Here is a 15,688-nt window from a genome sequence, read left to right on the forward strand (position 1 = left end):
TTCTGTTGAAGTTGATCTAGGAGAACGTTGTGGGTATCGATTCCGTCGTCAAGGCCGGCCCGGTCATCCCGGTGCTGCAGTTCCAATCTGTCGATGAAGGCGTCAAGGTGTGCCGCGCGCTGTACGAGGGCGGTATCCGCACGTTCGAGATCACGATGCGCACGCCGGTGGCGCTGGATGTGATCCGTGCGGTGGTGAATGACCTGGGCAGCGATGCCATCGTCGGTGCCGGCACGCTCACGCGGCCGGAGCATTTCCAGCAGGCGAAGGATGCCGGTGCGGTGTTCGCGGTGTCGCCGGGCATTACGCCCATGTTGGCCGTGGCACAAGCCAAGACAGAACTGGACTGGCTGCCGGGCATCGCTACGCCGTCCGAGCTGATCCTGGCGCTGGAGTTCGGCCTGAACACGCTCAAGTTCTTCCCGGCCGAAGCGGCTGGCGGCATCCCGATGCTCAAGTCGATCTACGGACCGTTCGGCGATGTGCGTTTCTGCCCAACCGGCGGCATCACGCCGCAAAGCGCGCCCGACTACCTCGCGCTGCCCAACGTGGTGTGCGTAGGCGGCTCGTGGATGGTGCCCAAGGACAAGGTCGCTGCCGGCGACTGGGCAGGCATCACGGCGCTCGCCAAGGAAGCGGCCGCGCTCAAGCGGTAAATCAGCGTCACCCCTTTCGCGCGGCCGGCTTTGGCGTTAGACGAAGCTGACCGCGCGCTCCATCTGCTCCCGATATTGAACGATGTCTTCAATGGTCAGCACCGGCAGGTTGTGCTGATCAGCGAAGCGCACCGCGTCGTCCCGGCGCGCCATGGTGCCGTCGGGCAGCATCAGCTCGCATAGCACGGCAGCCGGCGGCAGGCCCGCCAGGCGTGCCAGGTCGACCGAGCCCTCGGTATGACCGCGCCGCGCCATTACCCCACCCTCCTTTGCCACCAGCGGAAACACATGCCCGGGGCTGACGACCGATTGCGCATCGGCGTCGTCCGCAATGGCTGCGCGGATGGTCGTGATGCGGTCCGCCGCAGAGACGCCGGTGCTCACGCCCGTGCGTGCCTCGATCGACACCGTGAACGCCGTGCCGTACTGGCTGCGGTTGTCTTCCACCATCGGGCGCAAGCCGAGCGATGCGCTCTTCTCCGCCGTCAGGCACAGGCAGACGATGCCGCTACACTCGCGAATGAGCATGGCCATGCTGGCCTGCGTGAGCTTGTCGGCAGCGACGATGAGGTCGGCCTCGTTCTCGCGGTCGGCATCGTCGAGCACGACAACGGGCACGCCCAGCCGCACCGCATCGAGCGCAGCGGCCATGCGCGCGGGCATGTCGGCCGGATCAAAGCGGGCGTCGATGGCGTCAAGCATCACATTGCGGGCAGGCAATGCGGGCGGGTGAACTACAGGGGATTGCTGAGTGGACAACATGGAAACGCTCCTCGCAAGATTGGCGACAAGACGTTCCAGGGCAAGCAGACAAACACGCGCGCGCCATGCAGCGGCGCAGCCCGGCGCAAAGCCAAGCGCGCCCCTGTCGCACGGGCGTGTTGTTCCGCACATCTTCTTCCATCCGGACTCTGACCGTCGGCCCCGGCATCTCACCGGATCTGCTGACCCTTGCATGCAGGCGCATGCAAGGCGCTCGCGGGCTCACGGACGCACGGTCCGCATACCGCCGGTGGGGAATTCCACCCCGCCCTGAAGACGTACTGAACCGGCAGGATCGCCGGCAAGCGCAATGCTACCGCAACAAGTTGCAACGATTCGACCCTACTGACGGGGCGGGCAAAGTGCTATCTCGCTATCTCGTTTACTGCGCCCGAGCCAGCATGGCATGCAGCAGCACATCGGCGCCGCGCGTCACATCTTCAGGCAGCGCGTCTTCGGCTTCGTTGTGGCTCAGACCGTTGACGCACGGGATGAAGATCATCGCCGTCGGGCAATGCTTAGCGATGTGGATGGCGTCGTGCCCGGCGCCACTCACGATGCGCTGGTGCGGGTAGTCGAGTGCTTCCACCGCATCGGCCACCGCCTTCACGCAGGCCGCGTCGAACAGCGTGGCCGGGCTGACCCAATGCTGGTCGATCTGCACGGCCAGGCCACGGCGCTCGGCAATGGCGGCAAAACGCTCACGCAACGCGGTTTCCATCTCGGCGATGCGGGCGTCTTCGTGGTGACGCAAGTCCACCGTGAAGGTGAGATCGGCGGCGATGGTGTTGCGTGAGGCATTGCGGATACCGACTTCGCCAATGGTCACCAGGCCATGCGGGGCAAATATCTCGACCAGCGTTTCCAGAGAGGCCGCCATCTCGGCGGCCGCGAACATCGCATCGCGCCGGAAGCGCATTGGCGTGGTGCCCGCATGCGCCGCCTGTCCCTGCACACGCACATCGAGCCAGCGGATCGCCTGCCCGCCGGTAACGACGCCAATCGGCACGCCGCTCTCTTCCAGGATCGGGCCTTGCTCGATATGCGCCTCGAAATACGCGTCGAACGGCACACCGGGGATGGCGCGTTCGCCTGCGTAGCCGGTCGCCGCCAGCGCATCGGCCACGGAGACGCCCAGCGCATCACGCGAGGCCAGGGCCTGTTCCAGCGGCATCACGCCCGCAAATGCGGCAGAGCCCAACATGGCGGGCGTGAAGCGTGCCCCCTCCTCGTTGGTCCACACAACGATCTCGATGGGCTTGTCCGTTTCGATGCCCGCGTCGTTGAGCGTGCGCACGACTTCCAGCGCGGCCAGCACGCCGTAGACGCCATCAAAGCGCCCGCCTTCGGGCTGCGTGTCGAGATGGCTGCCGCTCGCCACAGCGCGGGCTTCGGCGGACTTGCCGGCGCGGTGTGCGAACAGATTGCCGACGCGGTCGGTGCTGAGCGTCATGCCCGCGTCTTCGCACCAGCGCGCAAACAGCGCGCGCCCAGCGGCGTCTTCTTTCGTCAGCGCGAGGCGCCGCACGCCGCCCTTGAACGTGCCCCCAACCGCTGCCATTTCCATCAGGCTCGACCACAGCCGCGCCCCGTTGACCTTCAACATGTCTCCATTCCTTTGCATGCACGCCGACCGGCTCGGCGCATCCAGCCGTCTTTATCTGGCAATCGCAAAATGCGCGTCAAATTGCGAATCTTTATTCGGGCTATAAATCGGGCAAATACGGCTGGCGCGATGCGTGCATTCCGTCGTTGCTGCGACCGGCGGGAAATGGCTCTGTAGAGCTCAACGGCAATCGGCGGACTTCTTCGCCCGCGCGCATGATGTGAATGGCGGTGGCCTGGCGGCCGATCAATGGCACGTCGATGGCGAGAAACATGCGCAGCAGGTCAGGGGCAGAGTCTGGACATTTGGCCGGGCTAACCATCCGCTAATCCGGCATCGACTAGAATCCCCCCTTTCCGACCGTGCCCGCGAAGTTCACCCCAGCATGGAATCCCGCCTCGTTTCTTCCCGCCGCTCGCCATGGATGGCGCTGATTGTCATCGCGCTCATCGCCGTATTCCTCGCGCTGTGGACGGATGACCTGTTCCAACGTTCCACCCTCTTCCGGCCAGATGAAGGCCGCTATGCGGAGATCCCGCGCGAGATGGTGGTCTCGGGCGATTGGGTGACTCCGCGCCTAAACGACCTCAAATATTTCGAGAAGCCGCCCCTGCAGTACTGGACGACGGCCGCCACGTTCCAGGCATTCGGCGTCAATGCCTGGGGTGCGCGCCTGTGGCCGGTGCTGTTCGGCCTGGGCGGCATCCTGATGACGGCCTGGACGCTGGCGGTCTATCGCGGTGGGCGCGCGGCGGCAACCGGTGCGGCGATTCTCGCCTCATCGCTGCTGTATCTGCTGTTCGGCCAAGTCATCACGCTCGACATGGGCGTGGGCTTCTTCCTGACCGTCGGTGCGTGCGGTTTTGCGTTGGCCCAGCGGCCCGGTGCATCGCGTCGCGGGCAGCTCGCTTGGATGCTGGTGGTCTGGCTGGCGCTGGCGGGCGCGACACTCACCAAGGGCTTGATCGGGCTGGTCGTCCCGGGCTTGATCGGCGTGGCCTACCTGCTGATGACGCGGGACTGGGCACTGATCCGCCGCATGCATTGGCTACCCGGCCTTGCGCTGTACCTGATCACCACGGTGCCGTGGTTCGTGATCGTGCAGGAGCGCAACCCCGAGTTCTTCCATTTCTTCTTCATCCACGAGCATTTCGAGCGCTTCCTGACCAACGAGCACCATCGCAGCGGCAAGTGGTGGTACTTCATTGCGGTGGGCCTGGCTGGGCTGCTGCCGTGGACGCCCCTGCTGTTTGCGGCCATCGGCCGGCGCATGGGGCGCGTGGCCGATCTCTTCGTTGGCACGCGACAGTTTGACCTGATGCGCTGGTCGATTGCGTGGGCGGGAATGATTTTCCTGTTCTTCTCGGTATCCAACTCGAAGCTGCCGGGCTACATCGTTCCGGCCTTCCCTGCGCTGGCGATTGCGCTGGCTTTGGCGCTGGAGAAGATGCCCACGCGCGCCGTTGCGTGGTCGCTGGGCGTCAATCTGCTGATCGCCATCGGCTTGTGGTTTGCGGTGCCGATGATCGGCGCGAAGGCCGGCGCGAAGATGCCCGCCGAACAGGTTGCGCTGGCCATGCCTGCGTTGCGTCAGGTGATGGCCATGCTGGCCGTCGGCACGCTGGCTGCACTTGTGGCACTGCGCTGGCAAAGGCGCACCGTGGCCGTGATCGTGCTGTCGATCTCCGCCCTGCTCTGCTGGGACCGCGTGCTCAACGCCAGCGAGATCTTCCGCGACGCACTGTCTGCCCGCGACGTCATCGAAAAGACGCTGAGCGCGACGGGCCAGATTCCTGCCGAGACGCCGTTCTACTCGGTCGAGTGGCTAGATCAGACAGCTATCTACTACCTCGGTCGCCCAATGACACTGGTCTCGGGCTTTGACGAACTGGAAATGGGCGCCGGCCTGGAGCCGAGCAAGGTCGTTGCCACCACAGACGAATGGATCAAGCGCTGGACCGACGGGCCACCCGCCTACGCATTCATGCGCCGCACCACGTGGCAGAAACTCCAAGCCGCCGGTGTGCCGATGCGCCTGGTGGCCGAATCTGCCGACAAGGTGGTGGTGGCGCGGCGGTAAGCGCATCTCCAAACCATTCGCCTCCTCCAAACAAAAAGGGCCGCAACATCTGCGGCCCTTTTTCATTGCCTGCGGCAACTGCCGGCACTTACCACGTACAACTTCCGCGCAGGAACGCCCATTCCTCGCATTCATCCCCGCCAGGGCTGACGCAGGTTCCCACGTCAGCGCCGTTGGCACGGGTGGAAAATTCAAGCTGACCTCCGCGCTGCAGGCAATACGTGGATGCCGGATTCGCCATGCCTGGCGTTGCGCGCGGGGGTTCCGTGTCTGCGGCAGGCGGTGGAGCGTAGGCCGGCGGCTGAGACGGCGCCGGCTGCATGGCCGGGGATGGCGGCAGCGTGGTCACCGGCGCGGGTGCCGGTGCAGGCACAGGCGGTGGCGCGGGCTGGATGGTCATGCGCGGCGGCTGCCACGGAGGCATCGGCGACGAGCAGGCCGCCAAGCCCATCGCCAGCACACACGCGGCAACGGCGGCGGCCATGCGGGCCTGGCCAGCATCCTTGACGAGACAGACAGCGCGATTCATGCGTTTTCCTCCCGGAGTTCTGGTGAACGCACGCAACAAGCGTGCTTGCCTCGCCTAGGATAGCTCACGCAATCGCTTGCCCGTGTGTCAGTCGGGCAATCAGTCGGGCGATCGGGCGATCAAGCCGCCGCTGTTGAGACCGGAAACCGCATGGTGATGCGAAAACCCGGCGATGGCGCGTCCGCAGCCGACGGCCCGACCGCGAGCTCACCGCCCAGGTGACGCACCAGCCGATCGACGATTGCCAGGCCGAGCCCGCAATGCGCATTGCCGCCGCGCGCCGGGTCCAGGCGCACAAAGGGCCGCATGACGCGGTCAAAGTCGGCAACGGGGATGCCCGCGCCATGGTCTTCCACCGTCAGCGTGTAGCCGGTTTCATCCACCGTGGTGCGGATGTTGACAGGCTCGGCGCCATACGCGAACGCGTTGTCGAGCAGGTTGACGACGATGCGCTCCAGATGCGTCGGCTTGAGGCGGAAGCGGTCTCCCGCATGCAGATCGAGCGCGACATGCTTACCCTGCTCGGCAAACGGCTGCACCAGGCCGCGCAGATGGCGGTCGACCGACACCTCGCGCGCCTCGCTATCGCCGCTTTGCGCATAGGCGAGAAACTGTTCGACGATGGCCGACATGGATTCGACGTCGCGTTCGATACCGGCGCCTGCTTTCTGGTCGGCCAGCATTTCGGCGCGCAGGCGCAGGCGTGACAGCGGCGTCTTCAGGTCGTGCGCAATGCCGGCCAGCATGGTGTTGCGCTCTTCGTCGGCGGCCGACAGGTCAGCAGCCATATGGTTGAACTGATCGGTCAACTGGCGGAGTTCGTACGGGCCGCGCTCCTTAAGGGGGGCCACGTAACGACGCCGGGCCAGCGCACCGGCCGCATCGGCCAGCTCGCGCACGGGGCGCTGAATCTGCCACGCCGCAAACAGCGAGAACGCAATGGCAATCGCCAGCACCACCATCACGCCCGGCACCACGGCCGAGATGGTGGGCGGCGCATGCACCCACACCAGCGGCATGGCGATCCACTTGTTGCGCTGCGGAAAGCGCACGAACACGCGGGGCGTGGGGCCCGCTTCGAGCCGCAACTGCGTGTCGGATGGCAAACGGCGCGCAAGCTGTCGCACCAATTCCGCAGATTTGTCAGATGCCGACGACGCGTCGCCCGAAGGCGGCTCAGCGGTTTCGGTCACGAGGTCAGGGAGTTTGACCTTCAGATGACCATCCATCGCTGCCTGGAAGGCCTGCAACTGGAACGCCATCTGATCCACCGAAGCCTGGAACTGCCGCTCGCGCCGCTCCGCGCGCAGCACGCCCAGCCATGAGAAATGGCTGAGCACCAGCACCACCACGATCAGCACCGCCAGCCGGCCGAACAGCGTGTCGAATCTAGCCTTGAACTTCATTGACCTCTTCCCGCTCGTCCGGCACGAAGGTGTAGCCGCGGCCGCGCACGGTCTGGATGTACCGCGGGCGCTGCGCGTCTTCTTCCAGCACGCGGCGCAGGCGCCAGATCTGCACATCGATGCCCCGGTCGGACACGCCGCTGCCCGGCCCGTACATCAGCTCGACGATGTGCTCGCGCGTGAGCACCTGCATCGCATGCCCGATCAGCAGCTTGAGCAGCGCGAATTCGGTATCGCTGATGGAGAGTGCGTTGTCGCCGCGAAACAGCGTGCGCATGCGGAAGTTGAGCTTGAACGGGCCGAAGCTGAAGCTGTCGCGGTCTTCCGGAGCCGATGCCGGCACGGCCAGGCGCCGGCGCAGCACCGCGTTGATGCGGGCGAGCAGCTCGCGCGGCGAGAACGGCTTGCCGAGATAGTCGTCGGCGCCGATTTCCAGGCCGATGATGCGATCGATCTCGTCGCTGCGGGCGGTGAGCAGGATGACGGGCACGTCGTCGTTGCGGGCACGCAGGTCGCGCAGGGCGGACAGGCCATCCACCTTGGGCATCATCAGGTCGAGCACGACGAGTGCGGGGCGCTCGCGTTCGAGCCGGGCGCCCAGCCCATCGCCGTCGTGCAGCACGGAAACGGCAAAACCCTGCTGGGTCAGGTATTCGCGCAGAAGGTCGCGCAGTTCGACGTCGTCATCGACGACCAGGATCTTGGTGCCGCTCATCTGTCTGGTGGAGTGTCTGGTATGCGCAGGAAGGTGTGCTCATGATAGCGATTGTGGCCACCACGAATCGCGCGCACTTTCACCATATTGTTTCGCCCGGTAACACCGCAATGGGTTTGTAATCTGCCGTAATAGAACCCGCTGCGCGACTCATTCTGCGCAAAGGCGTTGCCTTTAAGCTGCGGTCTGACTGGCACGGGCGCCAGCTATGATGTGCGCTCGTCCCCATATTGCTAAGAACAGGAACGCCAACATGTCCGATCCCAAGGACCAGAAGCCCGGCCAGTTTGACGACGCCGGCCGCCGTACGCACGAGGGGAAGGAGACGCCCAACGAGGTGTCTTCGACGCTGCTGCCGCCCCCGCGCGAGGGTGGCAAGGGCCGCCGCTGGGGCATCTGGGTGGTGATCATTATCCTGGTGCTGATCGGCTATGCGGTCTACCACGCGAAGTACCGCAATGCGGGCGGCCCGGCAGGGCGAGGTGGCCCCGGTGGGCGCGGGGCGGCCATGGCGGGCAAGCCGATGCCGGTGATGGTCGGCACGGCCGTCAAAGGCGACATCAACGTGGTGCTGTCGGCGCTGGGCAATGTCACGCCGGTCAACAACGTGACGGTCAAGACGCGTGTGGACGGCCAGCTCGTGCGCCTGGCGTTTACCGAGGGGCAGACCGTCAGGGCCGGCGACCTGCTTGCCGAGGTTGACCCGCGTACCTATCAGGCGCAGCTCGCCCAGGCGGAAGGTCAGCTTGCGCGCGATCAGGCGCTGCTGCAAAACGCCAAGCTCGACCTGCAGCGCTATCAGACGCTGCTCTCGCAGGATTCGATCTCCAAGCAGCAGGTGGATACGCAGGCCGCGCTGGTGCGCCAGTACGACGGCACGGTCAAGCTGGACCAGGGCAACGTTGACAACGCACGCGTGCAGCTTTCCTATACGCGCATCACCGCGCCGGTGTCTGGCCGGGTTGGCCTGCGCCAGGTGGACCCGGGCAACATCGTGCACGCCTCGGACACCAACGGCATCGTGGTCATCACGCAGATCGACCCGATCACCGTCATCTATTCCATTCCTGAAGACAACCTGCCCAAGGTCATGCCGCGCCTGCAGTCCGGCGACAAACTGCCGGTGGAAGCCTGGGACCGCGGCCAGACCACGCAGCTCGCGCGCGGCGTACTCATGACGGTGGACAACACCATCGACAACACCACCGGTACGGTCAAGCTGCGTGCGCAGTTCCCGAATCAGAACGCCATGCTGTTCCCGAACCAGTTCGTGAACGTGCGCATGCGGGTGGATACGCTACGCGACGTGGTGATCGTGCCGGGCGCGGCTATCCAGCGCGGCACGCAGGGCACCTTCGTCTACGTGGTCGGCGAAGACAACAAGGTGGCGCTGCGCGTGGTCAAGCTGGGCGTGACCGAAGGGGAACGCGTGTCGGTTGCGCAAGGTCTGCAGCCCGGCGAGCGTGTGGTGATCGATGGTGCCGACAAGCTGCGCGACGGCTCGCCGGTGGAGGTGATCCAGCCGGGTGCCGCCGCCGCAAGCGCACCCGCCGCCGGCCAGGCCCACCAGGGCGGGCGTCACCGCCGTGGCCAGGGCGGCGCTTCGGCACCCGCCGCGAGTGCCCCGGCTGCCAAGCCGTAAGCCCTGAGTCGTGCATTGCGTGCACTCGCCTGACGAAGTCTTCTGTTCCGAGCTGGCATGAATCCCTCCCGAATCTTCATCCTCCGGCCCGTGGCGACCACGCTGTTGATGGTCGCCATCCTGCTCTCGGGCCTGGTGGCGTACCGGATGCTGCCGCTCTCTGCGCTGCCCGAGGTCGACTACCCGACCATCCAGGTCACGACGCTGTACCCGGGTGCCAGCCCCGACGTGATGACGTCGTCCATCACCGCACCGCTGGAGCGGCAGTTCGGGCAGATGCCGGGCTTGAAGCAGATGACGTCGTCCAGCTCAGGCGGTGCTTCGGTCATCACGCTGCAGTTTGACCTGTCCCTCTCGCTCGACATTGCGGAGCAGGAGGTACAGGCGGCCATCAACGCGGCCGGCAACCTGCTGCCCAACGACCTGCCGATGCCGCCGATCTACAGCAAGGTGAACCCGGCCGACGCGCCGATCCTCACGCTGGCGATCACCTCCAACACGATGCCGTTGCCCAAGCTGGAAGACCTGGTCGACACGCGCATCGCGCAAAAGCTATCGCAGTTGCCGGGCATTGGCCTGGTCAGCATCAGCGGCGGGCAGCGGCCGGCCGTACGCATCCAGGCCAATACGTCAGCGCTAGCCGCGCTCGGGCTGTCGATCGATGACATCCGCACCGCCATCGGCACCGCCAACGTGAATGGCGCCAAGGGCAGCTTCGACGGCCCGATGCGCGCCTCCACCATCGATGCCAACGATCAACTCAAGTCGGCCGCCGAGTACGGCAAGATGATCGTCGCCTACAAGAACGGCGCGCCCATCCGACTGACCGACGTTGCGCAGATCGTTGACGGCGCTGAAAACAGCAAGCTGGCCGCGTGGTCCAACACCACCCCCGCCATCATCCTGAACGTGCAGCGCCAGCCTGGCGCCAACGTGATCGAGGTGGTCAACCGTGCCAAGGCGCTTCTGCCACAGTTGAAAGAAACGCTGCCCGGCAACGTTGAGGTGTCGCTGCTGACCGACCGCACCACGACGATCCGCGCCTCGGTATCGGACGTGCAGTTCGAGCTGATGCTGGCCGTGGCGCTGGTCGTGATGGTGATCTTCCTGTTCCTGCGTAACGTGCCGGCCACGGTCATTCCGGCGGTGGCGGTGCCGCTGTCGCTGGTCGGTACGTTCGGCGTGATGTATCTGGCCGGGTTTTCGATCAACAACCTCACGCTGATGGCGCTCACGATTGCCACTGGCTTCGTGGTCGACGATGCCATCGTCATGATCGAAAACATCGCCCGCTACATCGAAGAGGGCGACCCACCGATGGAGGCCGCACTCAAAGGCTCCAAGCAGATCGGCTTCACGATCATCTCGCTGACGTTCTCGCTCATCGCCGTGCTGATTCCGCTGCTGTTCATGGGCGACGTGGTTGGGCGGCTGTTCCGCGAGTTTGCAATCACGCTGGCGGTATCGATCCTGATCTCGGCCGTGGTGTCGCTCACGCTCACGCCGATGATGTGCGCGCGCTTGCTCAAGCACATTCCCGAAGCCGAGCAATCGCGCTTCTATCACGCTGCCGGCGCGTTCTTCGACAACGTCATCGCGCGGTACGGCCGCATGCTGCAATGGGTGCTTGACCGACAGAAGACCACGCTGCTGGTTGCCATCGGCACGCTGGTGCTGACGGGCCTGCTGTATGTGGTGGTGCCCAAGGGGTTCTTCCCCGTGCAGGACACCGGCGTGATCCAGGGCATTTCCGATGCATCGCAGTCGATCTCGTTTTCGGCCATGGCCGAGCGGCAGCAGAAGCTGGCCGAGGTGGTGCTGAAAGACCCTGCGGTCGAAAGCCTGTCGTCGTTCATCGGCGTGGATGGCGTGAACACCACGCTCAACAGCGGCCGCATGCTGATCAACCTCAAGCCGAAGGATAAACGCGACGCCGACGCCACCGAGATCATTCAGCGCCTGCAGCCCGAATTGGCCAAGGTGGCGGGTATCTCGCTGTACATGCAGCCGGTGCAGGACCTGACGATTGAAGACCGCGTGAGCCGCACGCAGTACCAGTTCACGGTGGAAGATCCGGACCCGAACAACCTCTCGAAGTGGGTGCCGAGACTCGTTGAACGACTGCAGCAGACCAACGAGCTGCGCGACGTGGCGAGCGACTTGCAGGACAACGGCTTGCGCGCCTACGTGCAGGTCGACCGCGACAAGGCGGCGGTGTACGGCATCACGATGGCGGCGGTCGACAGCGTGCTGTACAGCGCTTACGGCCAGCGCCTGATTTCGACCATCTTCACGCAATCGAACCAGTACCGCGTGGTGCTCGAAACGGACCCGAAGATGCAGCTTGGGCCGCAATCGCTGTATGACCTGCACGTGGCATCGAGCAGCGGCCAACAGATTCCGTTGGGCGCGTTTGCCACGGTGGTGGAACAACCGGGCTCGCTGGTGGTGAACCATCAGGGCCAATTCCCGGCGGCAACCATTTCGTTCAACCTGGCGCCGCACGCTTCGCTGGGCGCAGCGGTCGACACGATCAATGCCGTCGAACAGGAAATCGGCTTGCCTGCCAGCATGCAAACAAGTTTCCAGGGTGCGGCGCTGGCGTTCCGTGCGTCGCTGTCGAATCAGTTGTGGCTGATCCTGGCAGCCGTCATCACGATGTACATCGTGCTGGGCGTGTTGTACGAAAGCACGATCCATCCGGTGACAATCCTCTCGACGCTTCCGTCGGCCGGCGTGGGTGCCCTGCTGTCGCTGCTGGTGTCAGGCAAGGACATGGGCATCATTGCGATCATCGGGATCATCCTGCTGATCGGTATCGTCAAGAAGAACGCGATCATGATGATCGACTTCGCGCTGGAGGCCGAGCGCGAGCAGGGGATGGCCCCGCGCGACGCCATCTACCAGGCGTGTCTGCTACGCTTCCGTCCGATTCTGATGACGACCATGGCCGCCCTGCTGGGTGCCCTGCCGCTGATGCTCGGCACGGGCGTGGGCTCCGAGTTGCGCCAGCCGCTGGGGATCACGATGGTGGGCGGCCTGCTGGTCAGCCAGGTGCTGACGCTGTTCACCACGCCGGTCATCTATCTGGCCTTCGACAACCTGGGCGAACGCCTGCGTGACTGGCGAGCGCGCCGTGCTGCCCGACGCCACGGCGCTCCGGGCGCCAACCAATCTGGCGGGCCGCGATGAATCTGTCCGCCACCTTCATCGCGCGGCCGGTTGCGACGGCGCTGCTGACTATCGGTGTGGCGTTGGCCGGTATCGCGGCGTTCCGCCTGCTGCCGGTGTCGCCACTGCCGCAGGTGGACTTTCCGACCATCTCGGTCAACGCATCGCTGCCGGGCGCCAGCCCCGAAACGATGGCGGCTACCGTGGCGACGCCACTGGAGCGATCACTCGGCCGCATCGCGGGCATTACCGAGATGACTTCGTCCAGCTCGCTCGGTTCGTCGCGGATCACGCTGCAGTTTGACCTGTCGCGCGACATCGACGGCGCTGCGCGCGACGTGCAGGCTGCCATCAATGCGTCGCGCAGCCTGCTGCCTTCGGGCTTGCCGAGCAACCCGACGTATCGGAAGGTCAATCCGGCCGATGCGCCGATCATGATCGTGGGGCTGACGTCCGACACCAAGTCGCGCGGCGAGCTGTACGACGCGGCCTCGACCATCCTTGCGCAGAAGCTGTCGCAAGTGAACGGCGTGGGCCAGGTCACCATCGGCGGTGCGTCGCTGCCGGCGGTGCGGGTGGAGCTGAATCCGATGGCACTGAACAAGTACGGTATCTCGATGGAGACCGTGCGCACCGTCATCGCCAGCACCAACGCGAACAAGCCCAAGGGCATGATGGAATCCGGCGAGCGCGTCTGGACCATCTACGCCAACGACCAGGCCAAGAAGGCTGCCGAATACCAGTCGCTCATCGTCGCCTGGCGCAAGGGCTCGCCGGTGCGGCTGGCCGACGTGGCGGACGTCAGTGACAGCGTGCAGGACATTCGCAACTACGGCTCAGCCAACGGCAAGCCATCGGTGCTGCTCATCATCAGCCGGCAACCGGGCGCCAACATCATCGACACGGTCGACCGCATCAACGACATCCTGCCGTACCTGCGCAACACCATTCCCGCGCAGATCAACCTCGATGTGATGATGGACCGCACGCCCACCATCCGCGCCTCGCTTAGGGATGTGGAGCGCACGCTGGTGCTGTCGATCGCGCTGGTGATCATGGTGGTGTTCCTGTTCCTGCGCAACGTGCGGGCAACGCTCATTCCGAGCGTGGCGGTGCCGGTCTCGCTCATCGGCACATTCGGGGTGATGTACTTGTGCGGCTACAGCCTCGACAACCTTTCGCTGATGGCCTTGACCGTGGCGACAGGCTTTGTGGTGGACGACGCCATCGTCGTGCTCGAGAACGTCTCGCGCCACATCGAGAACGGCATGCGGCCCATGCAGGCGGCACTCAAGGGCGCGCGCGAGGTCGGCTTTACCGTGGTGTCGATGAGCCTGTCGCTGATTGCCGTGTTTATCCCGCTGCTGATGATGGGCGGCATCGTGGGACGGCTGTTCCGTGAATTTGCGGTGACGCTGTCGGTCGCCATCCTGGTGTCGCTAGTGGTGTCACTCACCACCACACCGATGATGTGTGCGCGCTTGCTCAAGCCCGCTGCCGAGGAAGAACACGGCTGGTTCCACCGCAAGACCGAAGGCTTCTTCACCTTCCTGCTCGACATCTATCGCAACTCGCTGGCGTGGGCGCTGCGGCACAGCTGGCTCACGCTGCTGATCCTGTTTGCGACGGTTTGCCTGAACGTCTATCTGTACATCATCGTGCCCAAGGGGTTCTTCCCCCAGCAGGACACAGGCCGCGTGATCGGCAACATCCAGGCAGACCAGGCCATCTCGTTCCAGGCCATGCGCACGAAGGTGACCGATTTCATCCACATCATTCAGCAAGACCCTGCGGTTGAAAACGTCGTGGGCTTCACAGGCGGCAGCCAGCGTAACAGCGGCTTCATGTTCATCCAGCTCAAGCCATTGGCCGAGCGGAAACTCTCTGCCGATCAGGTGATCAATCGCCTGCGGGGCAAGTTGGCGCGCGAGCCAGGTGCGAGCCTGTTCCTTCAATCCGTACAGGACATCCGCGTGGGGGGCCGGGCGAGCAATGCGCAGTACCAATACACGTTGCAGGCCGATGACCTGAACGAGCTGCGCGCGTGGGATCCGAAAATCAAGCAGGCACTCACGCAGGTGAAATCGCTGACAGACGTCAACACCGATACGCAGGACAAGGGCTTGCAGACCTCCCTCGTCATCGACCGCGACAAAGCGAAATCGCTCGGTATCAACCCAAGCGATGTCGACAATGCGCTGAACAACGCGTTCGGACAGCGCCAGGTGTCGACCATCTACAACCCGCTCAACCAGTACCGCGTGGTGATGGAAGCCGCACCGCAGTACTGGCAGAACCCCGACGGCCTGCGGGACATTTACCTCATCACATCGACAGGTGCGCAGGTGCCGCTGTCGACCTTCTCGCACTACGAGCCGACCAACACGGCGCTGGCGGTCAACCACCAGGGGCAATTCGCGGCGAGCACGATCTCGTTCAACCTGGCCCCCGGGGCATCGCTGTCGGGTGCCACGCAGGACATTCAGGACGCCATGAACCGCATCGGCGTGCCATCCTCCGTGCACGGCAGTTTCCAGGGCACCGCCAAGGCGTTCCAGGATTCGCTCTCCAGCCAGCCCGTGCTGATTCTGTTTGCGCTCATCACCATCTACATCGTGCTGGGCGTGCTGTACGAGAGCTACGTGCACCCCATCACGATTCTGTCGACGCTGCCTTCGGCCGGTGTCGGGGCGCTGCTGGCGCTGATCATTACAGATACGGACTTTTCGATCATCGCGTTGATCGGCGTGATTCTGCTCATCGGCATCGTCAAGAAGAACGCGATCATGATGATCGACTTCGCGCTGGAGGCCGAGCGCAGCCAGGGCATGAGCCCCGCGGATGCAATCTTCCACGCCTGCGTGCTGCGCTTCCGACCGATCTTGATGACGACGATGGCCGCGCTGCTGGGCGCCCTGCCCCTGGCGCTCGGTCATGGCGACGGCGCGGAGCTGCGCACGCCGCTGGGCATCTCTATCGTTGGCGGGCTGCTGGTCAGCCAGATCCTCACGCTCTACACCACGCCGGTGGTCTACCTGGCGCTTGACCGGCTGCGCCTGCGTCGCGCCGGGCGCACCAAGGACACACCGCTGCCCGCATTGGATTCGCAAGGAAGCTGAAC

Annotated in this window: 11 protein-coding genes and 1 riboswitch; of the genes, 5 read left to right on the forward strand and 6 right to left on the reverse strand. The window is 64.7% G+C overall.

Annotated features, from left to right (window positions below; translation table 11 throughout):
- The first annotated feature begins 29 nt into the window (after positions 1–29).
- Positions 30–656: a bifunctional 4-hydroxy-2-oxoglutarate aldolase/2-dehydro-3-deoxy-phosphogluconate aldolase gene (locus M1D44_RS22325; RefSeq protein WP_024978599.1), complete on the forward strand. Its 627-nt coding sequence runs from the start codon at positions 30–32 to the stop codon at positions 654–656.
- Positions 657–692: 36 nt separating this feature from the next.
- Here M1D44_RS22325 and ribB read toward each other — a convergent pair whose 3' ends face one another.
- The 3 genes from ribB to M1D44_RS22340 form a co-directional block, all read right to left on the reverse strand.
- Positions 693–1,418 (reverse strand): 3,4-dihydroxy-2-butanone-4-phosphate synthase, encoded by a 726-nt coding sequence (ribB, locus tag M1D44_RS22330; protein WP_316852464.1) that lies wholly within the window; start codon positions 1,416–1,418, stop codon positions 693–695.
- 126 nt (positions 1,419–1,544) lie between these two features.
- A riboswitch (FMN riboswitch) is annotated at positions 1,545–1,700 on the reverse strand.
- A 100-nt stretch (positions 1,701–1,800) separates the two neighbouring features.
- Positions 1,801–3,024, reverse strand: a complete 1,224-nt coding sequence (locus M1D44_RS22335; protein WP_316852465.1) for a Zn-dependent hydrolase — start codon at positions 3,022–3,024, stop codon at positions 1,801–1,803.
- Between the two features lie 100 nt (positions 3,025–3,124).
- Positions 3,125–3,298: a hypothetical protein gene (locus M1D44_RS22340; RefSeq protein WP_162634443.1), complete on the reverse strand. Its 174-nt coding sequence runs from the start codon at positions 3,296–3,298 to the stop codon at positions 3,125–3,127.
- Positions 3,299–3,409: 111 nt separating this feature from the next.
- Here M1D44_RS22340 and M1D44_RS22345 point away from each other — a divergent pair, with 111 nt between their 5' ends.
- Entirely contained in the window at positions 3,410–5,104 is a 1,695-nt protein-coding gene (locus M1D44_RS22345; protein ID WP_316852466.1) for a glycosyltransferase family 39 protein, read from the forward strand.
- Positions 5,105–5,192: 88 nt separating this feature from the next.
- Here the strand turns inward: M1D44_RS22345 and M1D44_RS22350 are convergent, their stop codons facing one another.
- The 3 genes from M1D44_RS22350 to M1D44_RS22360 form a co-directional block, all read right to left on the reverse strand.
- A complete protein-coding gene (locus M1D44_RS22350) occupies positions 5,193–5,633 on the reverse strand; it encodes a putative hemolysin (RefSeq protein ID WP_112188191.1) in 441 nt (146 codons plus the stop codon).
- Positions 5,634–5,752: 119 nt separating this feature from the next.
- Entirely contained in the window at positions 5,753–7,039 is a 1,287-nt protein-coding gene (locus M1D44_RS22355; protein ID WP_024978594.1) for an ATP-binding protein, read from the reverse strand.
- Complete coding sequence (locus M1D44_RS22360; RefSeq protein ID WP_112188193.1) at positions 7,023–7,754, reverse strand: response regulator; 732 nt, start codon at positions 7,752–7,754, stop codon at positions 7,023–7,025. Before M1D44_RS22360 ends, M1D44_RS22355 begins: the two co-directional genes overlap by 17 nt.
- Before the next feature lie 253 nt (positions 7,755–8,007).
- On the opposite strand from M1D44_RS22360, the gene M1D44_RS22365 reads away from it, so the two are divergent.
- From M1D44_RS22365 to M1D44_RS22375, 3 genes are read left to right on the forward strand one after another with little or no spacing between them, the layout of a single operon-like run.
- A complete protein-coding gene (locus M1D44_RS22365; RefSeq protein ID WP_316852467.1) occupies positions 8,008–9,396 on the forward strand; it encodes an MdtA/MuxA family multidrug efflux RND transporter periplasmic adaptor subunit in 1,389 nt (462 codons plus the stop codon).
- A gap of 57 nt (positions 9,397–9,453) precedes the next feature.
- The gene (locus tag M1D44_RS22370) at positions 9,454–12,588 is read left to right on the forward strand and encodes an MdtB/MuxB family multidrug efflux RND transporter permease subunit (protein WP_316852468.1); all 3,135 of its coding nucleotides are present in this window, start codon (positions 9,454–9,456) and stop codon (positions 12,586–12,588) included.
- Positions 12,585–15,686, forward strand: a complete 3,102-nt coding sequence (locus tag M1D44_RS22375; protein WP_024978590.1) for a multidrug efflux RND transporter permease subunit — start codon at positions 12,585–12,587, stop codon at positions 15,684–15,686. The genes M1D44_RS22370 and M1D44_RS22375 overlap by 4 nt, the downstream gene beginning before the upstream one ends.
- The last annotated feature ends 2 nt before the right edge of the window (positions 15,687–15,688 follow it).

This window comes from Ralstonia sp. SA306 (assembly GCF_054792405.1).

Bases quoted from the DNA above. Each gene is read 5' to 3' on its own strand.
- ribB (WP_316852464.1), bottom strand. From the start codon at position 1,418: ATGTTGTCCACTCAGCAATCCCCTGTAGTTCACCCGCCCGCATTGCCT.
- M1D44_RS22335 (WP_316852465.1), bottom strand. From the start codon at position 3,024: ATGTTGAAGGTCAACGGGGCGCGGCTGTGGTCGAGCCTGATGGAAATG.
- M1D44_RS22340 (WP_162634443.1), bottom strand. From the start codon at position 3,298: ATGTTTCTCGCCATCGACGTGCCATTGATCGGCCGCCAGGCCACCGCC.
- M1D44_RS22345 (WP_316852466.1), top strand. From the start codon at position 3,410: ATGGAATCCCGCCTCGTTTCTTCCCGCCGCTCGCCATGGATGGCGCTG.
- M1D44_RS22350 (WP_112188191.1), bottom strand. From the start codon at position 5,633: ATGAATCGCGCTGTCTGTCTCGTCAAGGATGCTGGCCAGGCCCGCATG.
- M1D44_RS22355 (WP_024978594.1), bottom strand. From the start codon at position 7,039: ATGAAGTTCAAGGCTAGATTCGACACGCTGTTCGGCCGGCTGGCGGTG.
- M1D44_RS22360 (WP_112188193.1), bottom strand. From the start codon at position 7,754: ATGAGCGGCACCAAGATCCTGGTCGTCGATGACGACGTCGAACTGCGC.
- M1D44_RS22365 (WP_316852467.1), top strand. From the start codon at position 8,008: ATGTCCGATCCCAAGGACCAGAAGCCCGGCCAGTTTGACGACGCCGGC.
- M1D44_RS22370 (WP_316852468.1), top strand. From the start codon at position 9,454: ATGAATCCCTCCCGAATCTTCATCCTCCGGCCCGTGGCGACCACGCTG.
- M1D44_RS22375 (WP_024978590.1), top strand. From the start codon at position 12,585: ATGAATCTGTCCGCCACCTTCATCGCGCGGCCGGTTGCGACGGCGCTG.